Raw genomic sequence first — 14921 nt, forward strand, 5'->3', positions numbered from 1 at the left:
CTAATCGTCTTCGTTAAGCAAGAACTTGAGCCGCTCGCGCTGACGATCAAACTCTGCGTTATTCTCGACGATCTCTTGCCGCTTGCGACTGATAAGCCGTTGCAGGCGTGCCGTCTCAGCATCCACGGCACTTAATTCAGCCAGCAAGTCAGGATCAACTTCGCGACCCGCCCGCTCAGCCTGAGCAGCGCGGCTTTGCAGCTCCTCGCGCTCTAATTGCAGATCGTCGATGCTCGCCTTGGAGGCGGTGATCTGATTATCAATCTGCTGGAGCTGACGATTTTGCGCGCGCTCCAAATCTGCTTCGCTGCTGTACAGGCGCAGCAAATTCGAATCGGCAACATCCTGTTCTTGCTGCGCTGCCAGCGCGGCTCGCTTCGCTTCCCGCTCGGCAGGCGTAGGCGCCGCTGAAACCACCAGCTTCACCCTGCCCTGCGAGTCCAGCACTTCGTATCCACGACTGATAAACTGCGGCGGGACTCGGCTATCCAGCACGGTAACGCCCTTATCGTCGATATAACGATACAGGTCTGCCTGCGCCAGACTCGACCCGCAAGCGCCAAGCGCCAGCAAGGCAAAACCCATCACTCGTTTAAATGCAGGCACATCCTCGTCCTCTGCTTCGTGTTTACGCAGCCTTTACAGCTGTCTTATGGCAAATTGGCAGTATATCGGCAATCTAAACTCAGAGATTAACCTCATCTCTTGCCTATTTATACCTGCAGCCCGCAACACGCGCGTCGGGACGGTGAAATTAAATACCGTATTCGGCGCGATAAGCCTCTACTGCGGGCAAGTGCCGCTGCAACTCGGCATCATCAGCAATAAAGCTCATCACCTGATTAAGCGATACGATACTAATCACTGGGATACCAAAGTCGCGCTCAACCTCCTGAATGGCCGACAACTCACCTTGGCCGCGTTCCTGCCGGTCCAGCGCGATCATCACCGCTGCGGGTGTTGCACCTTGCGCTTCAATAATCTGCATGACCTCGCGCACGGCGGTACCGGCAGTAATGACGTCATCGATAATCAGCACCCGCCCTTCCAGCGGCGCGCCAACCAGGGTCCCGCCTTCACCGTGATCCTTGGCCTCTTTACGATTGAAGCAGTAAGGCAAGTCGCGGTCAAAGCTATCGGCCAGCGCAACTGCAGTGACGGCGGCCAGCGGGATGCCTTTGTATGCCGGCCCGAAGATCACATCAACGTCCTTCAGTTCGCTGTGAACCAGCGCCTGAGCATAAAAACGGCCAAGACGGCTAAGCGAGCCACCACTGTTAAACAGGCCAGCGTTGAAAAAATAAGGACTCTTGCGTCCAGACTTGAGGGTGAACTCACCAAAGCGCAACACCTCGCGATCCAGTGCAAATCGAATGAATTCCCGCTGATATTCGTGCATCTACACCCTCTTCGTTAACAAAAGTCAATCAAGCTCGGTTATCATACACCCACGTTTTTTGGGGGGCCATGCATGCGAATTATCAGTCTTAACGTCAACGGAGTGAAGGCCGCAGCCGAACGCGGTCTTTTTGACTGGTTGCGCACGCAGGATGCGGACGTCATCTGCTTGCAGGACATTCGAGTCACAGCCCCCGAGCTAGAGCAGGATCCCTACTGGATCGACGGTTACTGGCAGTACTGCTTTGAGGCCGAAGTTGCCAGTCAGGGTGGCGTTGCCATCTACACTCGCACCGCGCCCAAGGCAATTATCATGGGTTTGGGCTTCGAGTCCGCCGATCGTTACGGCCGCTTCATGCAGGCCGATTTCGACAAGGTCAGCATCGGCTCACTGCTGCTGCCTTCGGGCCGCGATGGTGACGCTGACCTGAACCAGAAATTCAAGTTCATGGAAGACTTCGCCAGCTACCTCAACAAGCAGCGCCGCAAGCGTCGCGAGTTCATCTACTGTGGCTCGCTCTATGTTGCTCATCTCAAGCTGGACGTAAAGAACTGGCGCGACTGCCAGCACGAACCCGGCTTCATGGCCCCTGAGCGCGCCTGGATGGACGAGATTTACGGCAATATGGGTTATGTCGATGCTGTACGCGAAGTTACCCGAGAATCAGAGCTTTACAGCTGGTGGCCCAATAGCGAGCAAGCCGAAAACCTGAATCTGGGGCTGCGCTTCGACTATCAGTTCCTGACGCCTGGCCTGCGCCGCTTTGTAAAAAGCGCAAAGATACCGCGCAATGCCCGCTTTTCGCAGCACGCTCCGGTAATCGTCGATTACGACTGGACGCTGACTATCTGACCCTTTGCGGGCGCCACGTGCGCCCTTGCTGCAAGATCCCCAAGGGCCTTTCCGGCCAACAAAGGCAAGCAGTATGCTGCCCCGGCCGTGCAACCTCGCCGGGATAGCCCTGCCCTTTACTTGATCAAACGCCAGCAGAACGGATAACGATAGGCCGTACCTTCGTTCGACTTGATCGCAGCAATGATCATCAGCACGATCGCGCCAATTGCCACAAGCCATACCAGGAATAGACCCACTACCACGACAATAAGTAAGAAGCTCAACAGCATCAGCAGTGAGACTGTGATCTGAAAGTTGAGCGCTTCCTTGCCCTGGTCGTCGATAAAGGGATCCTCATCCTTTTTTAGCTGCCAAACAATCAAAGGGCCAATCAGGTTACCGAAAGGAATAACGCAGCCGAGAAACCCGGCAACGTGCGCAATGAGCGCCCACTGACGCGCTTGCTGCCCTGGGGTACCAGGCGGCTGAGACTCAGGCGTTGGTGTGGGTTGGTTAGTGACGCTTTCATCAGTCATGCAGGCCTCCATGGCAAGGCAAAGTGGAATGTACTCACGTTGTAGCAAATTTCACCGGCCACGGGTATTACCACCTGACCAGTCGCAGAAAAGGCAGGCCTAAAGCCTGCCTCTACTGGTTCATATACGCGCTGAACACTCAGTCTTTAAGCGCTTCCAGCTGCATGGCAAACAGCTCTTCGGTGCCCTTACGCGCCAGCACCAGCATGGCGTTCAGGTCCTCAGGACTAAAGGGAGCAGCCTCGGCGGTGCCCTGCACTTCGATAAAACCACCCTTGTCGGTCATAACGACGTTCAGGTCAGTATCAGCCGCAGAGTCTTCCGGGTAATCCAGATCCAGTACCGGTACACCCTGGTAGATACCCACGGAAATCGCCGCAATCATCTGCACTTCAGGCACCTTCTTGATGGCACCGCGCTGCTTCATGGCGCGCAACGCATCAACCAGAGCGACGCAGGCACCGGTAATAGAGGCTGTGCGAGTGCCGCCGTCGGCCTGAATGACGTCGCAATCGATATACAGTGTGTTCTCGCCCAGTGCCTTAAGGTCGATCGCTGCGCGCAATGAGCGGCCGATCAAGCGCTGGATCTCAAGCGTACGTCCACCCTGCTTGCCACGGCTGGCTTCACGCTGCATGCGTGAGCCGGTGGAGCGCGGCAGCATGCCGTATTCGGCGGTCACCCAGCCTTGACCAGAGCCACGCAGAAAGCGCGGTACACCGGCCTCCACGCTGACCGTACAGATCACTTTGGTATCACCAAATTCGACCAGCACTGAACCTTCAGCGTGCTTAGTGTAATGGCGGGTCAGGGTTACCTGACGCATTTGGTCGGCGGCACGTTCACTGGGGCGTTGCATATTGGAGAATCCTTGTACTGCGGTATGTAAAGTCGGCGGAGTATAGCAGGCTGATCGGCCTCTCAGCTGTTCGCGGCGACCAGTTGCTTACCTGAAGGCAGGCAAGAGGCTACAATGCGGCTTTGCTGGCCGAGCCGGCCATTCAAACTGATAGAGGAATCCCATGGTTAACAGCATGACCGCCTTCGCCCGCAGCGAACTCAGCACCGATCAGGGTAACCTGGCCTGGGAAATGCGCTCGGTTAACCACCGCTATCTGGAAGTCACCCTGCGTCTGCCGGAGGCCTTCCGTGAGCTTGAAGGACCGCTGCGCGAGCGGCTGCGCAAGCAACTGGCGCGCGGTAAAGTGGAATGTACGCTGCGCTTCAACCCCGCCAGCAGCGAAGCACGTGACATCAGCCTCAACCAACCGCTGGTAGCGCAACTGGTCAAGGCTGCCGAGCAGGTCAGTGCCAACCTGGCCAACCCTTCGACCATCAATCCGCTCGAATTACTGGCCTGGCCTGGCGTTATCAGCGGTCAGGAAAGCGATCAGGCGGCGCTGGTAAAAAGCGCCCGTGAGCTCTTTGAGCCAGCGCTCAACGAACTCAAAGATCACCGCGCCCGCGAAGGTGCCGAGCTCAAACAATTGATTGAAGAACGCCTGAGCAGCATCAGCGACCGCACCGCCATACTGCGCGAGATGATGCCTACCCTGCTGAGCGCGCACAGACAGAGGCTGATCGACCGCTTCAACGAAGCCAAGCTGGAGCTGGACAGCACCCGGGTCGAACAGGAAATCGTCATGCTGGCGCAGAAGATTGACGTGGCCGAAGAACTCGACCGACTCGACACCCACGTCACCGAGACTCATCGTGTGCTCGATAGCAAGGACGCCATTGGCCGACGCCTGGACTTTCTCATGCAGGAGTTCAACCGCGAAGCCAACACCCTCGGCTCCAAAGCTATCGACACCCGCAGCACCCAGGCTGCTGTGGATTTGAAAGTGTTTATCGAACAGATGAGAGAACAGATTCAGAATATAGAGTAACTGCGCCCTGCTAATAAACAGGGCTGCATCTGGGCCAGCCCTGTCACTAGCTCACTCCAGCGTGACCCGGATATTGAGCGGATACTCATCGCAGTTGTGCCCGGCACCACCACGATCGACCACCAAAAATTCACCTTCGCGCTCGAGTACCGATTGAATCGCGTGCCAGGTGCCTTTTGCGTAGTTCACACCTTGGCGGCCATCGGTAATAAAGGCGCGCACTGCGGCCGGATCGATAGTGTCACCAGGCGGCGCCACTACAACCAGAAACTGCTCCTCATGCAGCGGCATGAACGCCTGGCTGCCGAGCGGGTGACGTTCGAGGAAGGTCAACTCCAAGGGCACCTCAACCGGTTGACTGACGAAGATACTGATCAGCACGCGCGGTGACTCGCCCGCCACTTCAACCTTGGCCAGGTCGTGATGACGCCGGGTGCGCCCGGAGTTGATCATGAAATGATCCGAGCTGCGCGAGTCGATCACATCACCGAAGGCCGCGAAGGCCTCCGGGGTCAGTGGCTCGGCTCGCAACTCCAACATAGCAGCAGCCATATCTATCACTCCTCAGCGAGCAAAGGTCGGCAGCTTCATGTGGCGGTTTACATCCTTGTACAGCAGATAGCGGAACGGACCAGGGCCGCCGGCATAGCAGGCCTGCGGGCAGAAAGCACGCAGCCACATGTAATCACCGGCCTCAACTTCGATCCAGTCCTTGTTCAGCAGATAAACGGCCTTGCCTTCCAGCACATAGAGGCCGTGCTCCATTACGTGGGTCTCGGCAAAGGGAATAGCACCGCCGGGCTGAAAGTTGACGATATTGACGTGCATGTCGTGGCGCATGTCGCTCATATCCACGAACCGCGTGGTGCTCCAGGCGCCGTCGGTGCCGGGCATTACCAGTGGATCGATGTCATTTTCGTTGGTAACGAAGGCTTCTGGTGCGTCGATACCCTCGACTTTCTGGTAAGCCTTGCGTATCCAGTGAAAGCGGACCACGGCGCCAGAATCGTTGCGCACCTGCCAATCGCTGGCCGGAGGAATAAAGGCGTAACCGCCTTCCTTCATCTCGTGCTGCTGGCCGTTCAGGGTCAGGGTCATGCCACCCTCAACGATGAACAACACGCCTTCGGCTGTGGGGTCGGTTTCCGGCTTGTCACTGCCGCCACCGGGCTGCACTTCCATGATGTACTGGGAAAAGGTCTCGGCAAAGCCGCTCAGCGGGCGCGACAGCACCCACAGACGGGTGCCGGTCCAGAACGGCAAATGGCTGGTGACGATGTCGCGCATGACGCCCTTGGGGATCACCGCGTAAGCGTCGGTAAAGACCGCACGATCGGTGGTCAATTGCGTCTGCGGTGGATGACCACCGGTCGGGGCGTAATAAGTACGCGGTTCTGTCGGTTGCTTGGACATGCTGGCTCCTTGGCTCAAATGGCGTGGTGATCAGCCCAGTGACGGGCGATGTCGACGCGCCGTGTCACCCAGACCCGATCATGGGATTCGATATAATCAAGAAAACGCTGCAGCGCACGGAAACGTCCCGGCCGGCCAATCAAACGGCAGTGCAGGCCGATAGACAGCATTTTCGGCAGTTCTTCACCTTCGGCGTAGAGCACGTCAAAAGCGTCTTTCAGGTACTGGAAAAAATGATCGCCGGTGTTGAAACCCTGCGGCGAGGCAAAGCGCATGTCGTTGGTATCCAGCGTGTAGGGCACGATCAGGTGGTTGTGCAGCTCACCCTGACTATCGGCTTCTCGCGTCCAGAACGGCAGGTCATCGCCATAGTAGTCACTGTCGTAAAGGAAGCTGCCTTCATCGAGCACCAGACGGCGCGTATTGGGGCTGTCACGACCAGTGTACCAACCCGCTGGCTTTTCGCCGTAAAGACGCTGAAAAATGTCCATCGCGCGTTGCATGTGCTCACGCTCCACCGCTTCGGGCACATCCTGATAATGCAGCCAGCGCCAGCCGTGGCACGCCACTTCATGACCCAGCTCACGAAACGCCTGCGCCGCCTCGGGGTTGCGCTCCAGCGCCATAGCCACACCGAAAACGGTTAGCGGCAGATCGCGCCGTTCAAATTCTTTGAGAATGCGCCAAACACCCACCCGTGAGCCGTATTCATAAATCGACTCCATACTCAAATGACGGGCCGGAAAGGCTTCTGCGCCGACGATTTCAGACAAAAACCTCTCCGAATGCGTATCACCGTGCAGCACGCAGCTTTCACCGCCCTCTTCGTAATTGAGAACAAACTGCACAGCAATTCGGGCCTGCCCAGGCCAGTTGGCCTCGGGCGTATTGCGCCCGTAGCCGATAAGGTCACGGGGATAGTCAGGGCTGGATGTCATAACGGCATGTCCTTTACGTAAGCTGTGCAAAATGCTTGCCAGCGTGGCTCGTCAGGCAAGCTTATCGCATGCAATAAGCATGAAGTATTTTGGCTTTTTGACTCAATAGATTGTATACAATTATTCTTAAACCTTGTGTACAAATATAGATACGAGCCAATTCAATGCATATTCGCGTCATAAACCCCAATACTACCCAAGCCATGACGGCGACCATCGAAAGTGCCGCCAAGTCCGTAGCGGCGGCCAGCACACGCATTACCGCCACGCAGCCAAGCAGTGGCCCAGTATCCATTGAAAGCCATTTCGATGAGGCGGTCAGCGCCTTGGGCGTAGTAGAAGAAGTTCTGGCTGGCGAGCGCGAAGCAACCGACGCCTACATCATCGCCTGCTTTGGTGATCCCGGCCTGTACGCCGCCCGCGAGCTGACCCGCGCACCAGTGATTGGCATTGCCGAAGCGGCTTTCCATATCGCCAGCCTGATCAGCACCCGTTTTTCGGTGGTTACCACACTGCCACGCACCGCCATCATCGCCGAACACCTGCTGGATAACTACGGTTTTAGCCACACCTGCCGCCGTGTACGCGCTGCCGACATCCCCGTACTGGAACTGGAAGACAATCCGGATCGGGCGTTGGAACTGATCATCGAAGAATGCCTGCGTGCCAAGCGTGAAGACAACATCGGCGCCATCGTACTGGGGTGCGGCGGCATGGCCGACCTGACACCACAGATCAGCGAAGCCGTCGGCCTGCCGATTGTCGAAGGCGTTACTGCGGCCATCAAACTGGCAGAAGCGGTAGTCGGCCTGGGGCTGGGTACCAGTAAGTTTGGTGACCTGGCCTTCCCGCTGCCAAAACCCTTTACCGGCCGCTTTGCGGACTATTCCAATCTCAAACCGACCTGAAAGCCCGCATCCGTGCAGCGGATGCGGTATTACAGCGTCACCCATAAAATCGGGATCGCGCGATCCACGGAGATAACAATGAAAAACTCACGTCACGAGGCAGTCTCATGAAAACCGACGCCACCGCAGCGCAGAGCAGCCTGCAAGCGCAATCACAGACCGAGTCCAAAGCCCCGGGAGCTGAGTCCCTGGCTCCCCAGCAGACCCGCATTATGGGCCGCCTGTCATACCTATTGGCGTGGTTCGGCGGCTGCGTGTCCATCGGCACCTTCACCATGGGCTCTAGCGTGGTCGGCAGCCTCAACCTGATTCAGGCCACCCTAGCGATCGCCATCGGCTGTTTCGTGATCGGCGTCGCGCTGGTACTCAACGGCGCCGCCGGCTACAAATACGGCATCCCCTTTATGGTACAGGCGCGCAGCGCTTTCGGCTTTGGCGGCACCCGCCTGCCAGGCCTGGTGCGGGCAGTGCCGGCGATTGTCTGGTACGGTTTTCAGAGCTGGATTGGCGCTGGCGCATTGAATATGGTGTCAGCCACCTTATTCGGCTTCGATAATCTGGTGTTCTTCTTTATCGCTTTCCAGTTCTTGCAGATTGGACTGTCGGTGATGGGCTTTCAGGGCATCAAGTGGCTGGAAAACGTGGGTAGCGCCTTTATTCTGGCGTCGCTGGTTTACATGTTCTACAGCACGGTGCAGCGTTACGGCGATGAATTGTCGACCAGCTTGTTCACCATGCAGGGCTCCTGGGGACTGCCCTTCTGGAGCGCTACCATGCTGTTTCTCGGTATCTACAGCACCATGATCCTCAACGTCAGCGACTACTCCCGTGAACACAAGCACGGCAGCGGTCCCGGCTTGCTGACCACGCTCTACTCCATGTCGATCCTGCCCTGCACGCTGTTCATGGGCTTGATCGGTTACATGGTGTCAGAAGCCACGGGCGTGGCCGATCCGATTCAGGTATTCGCCAATGCGGTCGACAACACACCACTGCTGATGACCACGCTGCTGTTCATTGCCTTTGCGCAGGTCACCACCAACGTGCTGAACAACGTGGTGCCGCCAACCTACGTACTGATGGATGTGTTCAAGCTGTCATTCCGCCCCGCCACTGTGATCGTCGGCCTGCTGGCCTTTGCGACTTTTCCGTGGAAGCTGGTAAGCGATGACTCGGCTGCCGGCCTGCAGATTTTCGTCCAGACCTACTCGGCCTTCCTCGGCCCGATCTTTGCGATTCTGGTGGTCGACTATTATCTACTGCGCAAGCGTACGCTGAACCTTGAGCACCTCTACGATGCTCAAGGACCCTACCGTGGCGTGAACTATGCTGCACTGATTGCCACCGCCGTGGGCGCGGTGGTCGCACTCAATATTGCCGTTGTTTCCTGGTACGCCAGTCTGATTCCAGCCGGACTTTGCTATTACCTGTTGATGCGGTATTGGGCGCCATGTCAGCGTTTTCGCCAGTAAGACTAAACGCATCGAACACCCGATGCACTGCACTCGGGTGTTCAGTATCGAGTTACTGGTAAGCAGAAAAGATATTGCGTAAATCCGGCGCCTCTTCGGGGGCGTCGTCTATGGATAATGACGCCTCTATTGAATCGAGGTGGCGGCCCATGAACTCAGCTGCCTGATCACTTTTACCGGCCTGCAAAAGGTCGATCAGCTGGCTGTGGTCGCCGCATTCACACCCCAGATTTCCTGCATGACCATACATCGCCAGAATCAGTGATGAGCGCGAGCAAAGCTGATCAACAAAGCGCGTCAAGGTCTGGTTGCCCACCAGCGCGGCAAGGCGATTGTGGAACGCCGCCGACAGCTTGATGGCGTCACTCTGCTCACGCTCATGCAGAGCCTGCTGTTCTTGATCGGCTAACGCGCGCAATTCCTGCAACTCATCGGCATTGACCCGCCGCGTCAGCTTGGCCAGCAAGCCGCCCTCAACCAGCCGCCGCGCCTCAAATACCTCGTGCGCTTCCTCGGCTGAAGGCCGCGTAACGCTTGCGCCCTTACCCGGCGTCAAGGTGACCAACTGCTCCATCGCCAAGCGCTGCAGCACCTTGCGAATACCGGTGCGACTGATACCAAACACCTCGGCCAGGGCATCTTCGCGCAGACGCGCACCCGGCTTGAGGCGATGCTCGATGACGGCGTCGCTGATGGCTCGGTATATGGCGTCCTGGTGCTGGGCGCCTTTGCCGCTCACCTTATTTCGACCCACGCGGGTGGAAGCATAGTCGGTGCTGCGGGGCTCCGACGGAGGCCGGTGTGACGTCATCAGGTAATCTCTCTATGCGCTCTAGGTTAAAATCTGCGCGCTATTGTATACGCTTCGTAGTACTAGCGCCGACGCTGCTGCGTCCCCTGAATGCCTGTGGATAACAAACGCCCCTCAGCCCATTCGAGCACTTAAACCCGCTCAGCCACAGCCAGGTTGCGCACGCGCGCCTTATCCAGATCCAGCACCATGGCTTGCTCCGATAGTGCCAGCGCTTCACCGCTCAAGCGCTTTGCCGGAGTGGAGAAAACCGGATCGAGCGCGATCAGCGCCTGCATCGCCTTGTGCAGACGCAGCTGGACATCGATGCGGGCTGCCCCATCACGCGCAATCGGGCCAAACAGATCGTCAAAGAGATCATCCAGCTGCAAGGGCTTTAGCCAGACACGCGGGTAGCGCACTTCGTCCTGCTCTTGCGGCTCGCGATACTTTACCCAGGCAGACAGCAGGCGCACTCCCCGGCCTAAAATATCGATGGCAGTACCCGGATCATTTACCGCGGGTGAGAGTGCACGAGAAGCAATCTCCGAGAGCACCGAAAAGCCAAAGCGTGGGTCCTGGTCAAATGATCGCAGCTCGCCAAAGGTAAAACAGTCATGCAGCGACTGCTCACACGCCTCACCAAGCTCCCCTTGCAACCACAACAAGGGCTCGGCGGGGTGGCAAAAGCCGCCAGGCAAGACGGTAACGTAAAGGTTCACGTCATGCGCTTGAGCACAGTCAGCCAAAGCTGCCATATCCAGGTGCTGCAAGTATTTGCAATGCCGCGGGTAGAGCGCGTGCGCACCGGCGGGGATACTGTCATCACGCAGCGCATGTGCCCCCAGACAAGGGTTGGTTATGCGGTCATCGAGTGAGCCAGCAGCAACCACTTCGACCCGCGCCGTGGTGTCACCCACCCGGCCAAAATGCGATAGATGCTCAATCCAGCGCAGAATCGTGATCACGATCAGCGCGACCACCAGCAGCGTCATGCCAAACATGATGACACGACCGCTTTCGCCGTAAACCTCCGTGCTTAGCGCAATAATCCCAATCAGGCTGTAGAGAAAAGAACCAATAAAGGTGCCAAGCACATTCTGTGTCGTGGTGTCCTGCATCAGCAGCCGCGTGGCACGTGGCGTGACCTCAGAGGTAGCTGCGCTATAGGCGGAAACCATGACGCTGAGCGAAAAGGTTGTCACCGCCAACATGCTGGAGGCGAGAATATCAAGAATGCTATCAACCGCGGAGGCGCCTATCGTGATGGGCAGCGGTTCAGGCAACAGGCGCTCGACCAGCACTGCCAGCAGCGCTGCAGCAATGGACAGCACGACGTAAAGAGTAGCCCGCACCCAGAGGGTGCGGCTCAGCTGCGCTAGCAGCCATTGCCATTTAGAAATCATCTGCTGCGCGTTTCCCGTTGCGATTCGTCTGTAAGCAACAGCTTAGCGGATTGCGCCGCGCAAAGGTTATCCATGACGACAGCCGTCAATATCCCTATAATTCGCCCACCCCCCTTTTTCACCGACCCGCAGGATATTGTTTTCGATGAGCCAAGCGACCGGCACCCTGTACATCATTTCTGCCCCTTCAGGCGCGGGCAAGACCAGCCTGGTTAAGGCGCTGATCGAGCTGACCGGCAACCTGCGGGTATCGGTTTCGCACACCACTCGGGCCATGCGCCCGGGAGAGCACGACGGGGTCAATTACCATTTCACTTCCCGCGAGGCATTCCTAAAGCAGGTAGGTGACGGCGACTTTCTTGAACACGCCGAGGTGTTTGGCAACCTGTACGGCACCTCGCAGCAGACGGTTGAGCGTACGTTGGCCGAGGGGCATGACCTGATCCTGGAAATTGACTGGCAGGGTGCGCAACAGGTGCGCCGCAAGCTGCCCAATGCCCATTCCATCTTTATCCTGCCGCCGTCCCAGACCGCGCTGCGCGAGCGCCTGACCCAGCGCGGCCAGGATGATGAAACCGTGATCGACAAGCGAATGGCGGAGGCCGTGGCCGAGATGAGCCACTACGTGGAATTCGACTCGGTGGTGATCAATGACGACTTCCATACCGCACTGGACGATCTCAGAGCCATAGTGCGCGCAAGACACCTGCGACTGGACGCGCAACAGTCGCGCCACACTGCTCTGCTACAAGCGCTCTTGTCAGAGTGAGGCGCAATTCAGTACACTGTTTGGTCCTGCGTCCCGAATAGGCACGCACCCCGATTTCATAGATACCCGTTTCGGAGTAACACCATGGCCCGCGTTACCGTTGAAGACTGCCTGGAAAATGTAGAAAACCGTTTTGAGCTGGTTATGCTGGCCTCCAAGCGCTCACGTCAGTTGGCCACCGGTGGCAAAGAAGCCAAGGTAGCCTGGGAAAACGACAAGCCGACCGTCGTTGCCCTGCGCGAAATTGCAGAAGGCCTGTTTACCAACAAAATCATGGCTGAAGAAGCACTGCAGGACCAGCAAGAGCCGCTGTACTCGCTGGAATCAGACGAAGCCGAGTAAGCAGTTTGCGCAGGCCGTGGACTCCTGAGGTCAACGCTCGCCACGGTGAGCGCAGGAGGACTACATGTCTGCAATAGAAGTTTTTGCCGACAGCCTCGCTAGCTATCTAGAGCCGGAACAGGTCAACCTGGTCCGGCGGGCCTATTTTTACGCCGAGCAGGCGCACGACGGTCAAACCCGTCGCAGCGGTGAGCCCTACGTCACCCACCCCCTTGCAGTAGCCAATATTCTTGCCGACATGCACATGGACCATCAGAGCCTGATGGCCGCCATGCTGCACGACGTCATCGAGGATACGGGCATTCCCAAGGACGCACTGGTTACCCAATTCGGCGAGACAGTGGCCGAGCTGGTGGATGGCGTCAGCAAGCTGACCCAAATGACCTTTGAGACCAAGGCCGAGGCGCAGGCTGAGAACTTCCAGAAAATGGCACTGGCCATGGCCCGCGATATTAGGGTAATTCTGGTCAAGCTCGCTGACCGTCTGCACAATATGCGCACGCTTGGCGCGTTGATCCCGGAAAAACGCCGGCGTATCGCCAAGGAAACTCTGGAAATCTACGCCCCCATTGCGGCTCGCCTGGGCATGCACAGCCTGAGCACCGAGTTTGAAGACCTCGGCTTCAAGTCGATGTATCCGATGCGATCGCAACTGATCGACCGCGCAGTACGCAGCGCACGCGGTAACCGCAAGGAACTGCTGAACAAGATTCTCGATTCACTACAGGCTTGCCTGGAGCGTGAAGGACTCAAAGGCACTGTAATGGGCCGCGAGAAACACCTCTATGGCATCTACCAGAAGATGCGCGGCAAGCGCAAAGCTTTCACCGAGATCATGGATGTCTATGCCTTCCGGATCATCGTCGACAAGGCAGATACCTGCTACCGCGTACTGGGCGCAGTGCACAGCCTGTACAAGCCATTCCCCGGACGCTTCAAGGATTACATCGCCATCCCCAAGGCCAATGGCTACCAATCCCTGCATACCACGCTGTTCGGTATGCACGGCGTGCCCATCGAGATTCAGATCCGCACCGAAGAGATGGAAGAGCTGGCCAACAGTGGCATCGCCGCGCACTGGGTTTACAAATCCAAGGATGACGTGATCAATGGCAATCACGCGCGGACTCGCCAATGGCTGAAAAGCGTATTGGAGTTGCAGCAGAACGCCGGCAACTCGCTGGAGTTCATTGAGAACGTCAAGATCGACCTTTTCCCGGACGAAGTCTACATCTTCACCCCCAAAGGTCGCATTATGGAGCTACCCAAGGGGTCTACTCCGGTCGATTTTGCCTATGCTGTGCATACCGATGTGGGCAACAGCTGTATCGCCTGTCGCGTTAATCGCCGACTAGCGCCACTATCTGAGCCACTACAAAGCGGCGAGACCGTCGAAGTCATTACCGCCCCTGGCGCCCGTCCCAATCCAGCCTGGCTGAGCTTCGTCATCACCGGTAAGGCACGCAGCAACATCCGTCACTTCCTCAAGCATCAGCGCCATTCCGAGTCTATTGCCCTCGGCGAACGGCTGCTCGACAAGGTGCTGACCAGCTTTGATACCCACCTGGCAGATATTCCACAGCCGCGTATCGACCAGGTACTGAATGATTGCGGCATGGAGCACCTGGAAGACCTGCTATCGGATATCGGTCTGGGCAACCGGATGGCCTACGTGGTCGCGCGCCGCCTGCTAGCTGCTGACGGCGCCGCAGAAGACACTGAAAAACAGCGCATTGACCAGAGCCAGGACGATACCGGCAGTGGCGAAAACCCGCTGGCGATCCGCGGCACAGAAGGCCTGGTTGTCAGCTTCGCGCGCTGCTGCAATCCCATTCCTGGCGATCCCATCGTCGGCTACTTGTCATCTGGCAAGGGTATGGTAATCCACCAGGAGAACTGTAAAAACCTGGTCGATAGTCGGCATAACACCGAAAAGACCATGCACCTGACATGGGACAAAGACGTCAGTGGCGAATTTACTGTAGAACTGAGGGTAGAGCTGGAACATCAGCGCGGCATTATCGCTCAACTGGCAACCGGTATTACCGTGGCTGACGCCAGTATCGACAAAATTAGCGTCGATGAGCGCGACGGTCGCATCAGCGTGGTTCAGCTGGTTATCCGCGTGCGCGATCGCCTGCACCTGTCACAAATGATCAAGCGCATCCGCTCACTCAATGGTGTGATGCGTATTACCCGCCTTAAGAACTGACTTTCTCTGGAGC

16 protein-coding genes are annotated in these 14921 nt (G+C 57.4%); 7 read left to right on the forward strand and 9 right to left on the reverse strand.

All coding sequences use genetic code 11. The annotated features are described in order from the left end of the window. Both H4J77_RS06370 and pyrE read right to left on the reverse strand, forming a co-directional pair. Entirely contained in the window at positions 1-606 is a 606-nt protein-coding gene (locus H4J77_RS06370) for a DUF4124 domain-containing protein (protein ID WP_182247570.1), read from the reverse strand. Positions 607-754: 148 nt separating this feature from the next. After that, complete coding sequence (pyrE, locus tag H4J77_RS06375) at positions 755-1399, reverse strand: orotate phosphoribosyltransferase (protein ID WP_123888138.1); 645 nt, start codon at positions 1397-1399, stop codon at positions 755-757. A gap of 72 nt (positions 1400-1471) precedes the next feature. Here pyrE and H4J77_RS06380 point away from each other — a divergent pair, with 72 nt between their 5' ends. Beyond that, complete coding sequence (locus tag H4J77_RS06380; protein WP_182247571.1) at positions 1472-2251, forward strand: exodeoxyribonuclease III; 780 nt, start codon at positions 1472-1474, stop codon at positions 2249-2251. Between the two features lie 116 nt (positions 2252-2367). Here H4J77_RS06380 and H4J77_RS06385 read toward each other — a convergent pair whose 3' ends face one another. Together H4J77_RS06385 and rph are read right to left on the reverse strand one after the other, a co-directional pair. Then, complete coding sequence (locus H4J77_RS06385) at positions 2368-2769, reverse strand: DUF4870 domain-containing protein (RefSeq protein ID WP_182247572.1); 402 nt, start codon at positions 2767-2769, stop codon at positions 2368-2370. Positions 2770-2908: 139 nt separating this feature from the next. Continuing rightward, on the reverse strand, positions 2909-3628 hold the full coding sequence (rph, locus tag H4J77_RS06390) for a ribonuclease PH (RefSeq protein ID WP_123888135.1): 720 nt from the start codon (positions 3626-3628) through the stop codon (positions 2909-2911). A gap of 163 nt (positions 3629-3791) precedes the next feature. Between rph and H4J77_RS06395 the strand changes: the two genes are divergently transcribed. After that, on the forward strand, positions 3792-4658 hold the full coding sequence (locus H4J77_RS06395) for a YicC/YloC family endoribonuclease (protein WP_182247573.1): 867 nt from the start codon (positions 3792-3794) through the stop codon (positions 4656-4658). Positions 4659-4709: 51 nt separating this feature from the next. On the opposite strand, the gene H4J77_RS06400 is transcribed toward H4J77_RS06395, so the two are convergent. From H4J77_RS06400 to puuE, 3 genes are read right to left on the reverse strand one after another with little or no spacing between them, the layout of a single operon-like run. After that, positions 4710-5198, reverse strand: coding sequence for an ureidoglycolate lyase (locus tag H4J77_RS06400; RefSeq protein WP_182247694.1), 489 nt, complete (start codon positions 5196-5198; stop codon positions 4710-4712). A gap of 24 nt (positions 5199-5222) precedes the next feature. Beyond that, complete coding sequence (locus tag H4J77_RS06405) at positions 5223-6071, reverse strand: bifunctional allantoicase/(S)-ureidoglycine aminohydrolase (RefSeq protein WP_182247575.1); 849 nt, start codon at positions 6069-6071, stop codon at positions 5223-5225. 14 nt (positions 6072-6085) lie between these two features. Next, a complete protein-coding gene (gene puuE / locus H4J77_RS06410) occupies positions 6086-7009 on the reverse strand; it encodes an allantoinase PuuE (protein ID WP_182247577.1) in 924 nt (307 codons plus the stop codon). 164 nt (positions 7010-7173) lie between these two features. Here puuE and H4J77_RS06415 point away from each other — a divergent pair, with 164 nt between their 5' ends. After that, a complete protein-coding gene (locus H4J77_RS06415; RefSeq protein ID WP_123888131.1) occupies positions 7174-7917 on the forward strand; it encodes an aspartate/glutamate racemase family protein in 744 nt (247 codons plus the stop codon). Between the two features lie 107 nt (positions 7918-8024). Further along, positions 8025-9389: an NCS1 family transporter gene (locus H4J77_RS06420; RefSeq protein ID WP_123888130.1), complete on the forward strand. Its 1365-nt coding sequence runs from the start codon at positions 8025-8027 to the stop codon at positions 9387-9389. Between the two features lie 52 nt (positions 9390-9441). Here H4J77_RS06420 and H4J77_RS06425 read toward each other — a convergent pair whose 3' ends face one another. Both H4J77_RS06425 and H4J77_RS06430 read right to left on the reverse strand, forming a co-directional pair. Continuing rightward, positions 9442-10200: a GntR family transcriptional regulator gene (locus H4J77_RS06425; protein WP_182247579.1), complete on the reverse strand. Its 759-nt coding sequence runs from the start codon at positions 10198-10200 to the stop codon at positions 9442-9444. A 131-nt stretch (positions 10201-10331) separates the two neighbouring features. Continuing rightward, the gene (locus tag H4J77_RS06430) at positions 10332-11585 is read right to left on the reverse strand and encodes a DUF2254 domain-containing protein (protein WP_182247581.1); all 1254 of its coding nucleotides are present in this window, start codon (positions 11583-11585) and stop codon (positions 10332-10334) included. A gap of 145 nt (positions 11586-11730) precedes the next feature. On the opposite strand from H4J77_RS06430, the gene gmk reads away from it, so the two are divergent. The 3 genes from gmk (at position 11731) to spoT (ending at position 14908) form a co-directional block, all read left to right on the forward strand. After that, positions 11731-12354 (forward strand): guanylate kinase, encoded by a 624-nt coding sequence (gene gmk / locus H4J77_RS06435; RefSeq protein WP_182247583.1) that lies wholly within the window; start codon positions 11731-11733, stop codon positions 12352-12354. Positions 12355-12438: 84 nt separating this feature from the next. Further along, the gene (gene rpoZ, locus H4J77_RS06440) at positions 12439-12696 is read left to right on the forward strand and encodes a DNA-directed RNA polymerase subunit omega (RefSeq protein ID WP_123888126.1); all 258 of its coding nucleotides are present in this window, start codon (positions 12439-12441) and stop codon (positions 12694-12696) included. 64 nt (positions 12697-12760) lie between these two features. Continuing rightward, positions 12761-14908, forward strand: coding sequence for a bifunctional GTP diphosphokinase/guanosine-3',5'-bis pyrophosphate 3'-pyrophosphohydrolase (spoT, locus tag H4J77_RS06445; protein ID WP_182247585.1), 2148 nt, complete (start codon positions 12761-12763; stop codon positions 14906-14908). Positions 14909-14921: the final 13 nt, after the last annotated feature.

The organism is Pseudomonas sp. 5Ae-yellow (genome assembly GCF_014077575.1).
Taxonomy (GTDB): Bacteria; Pseudomonadota; Gammaproteobacteria; order Pseudomonadales; family Pseudomonadaceae; genus Halopseudomonas; species Halopseudomonas neustonica.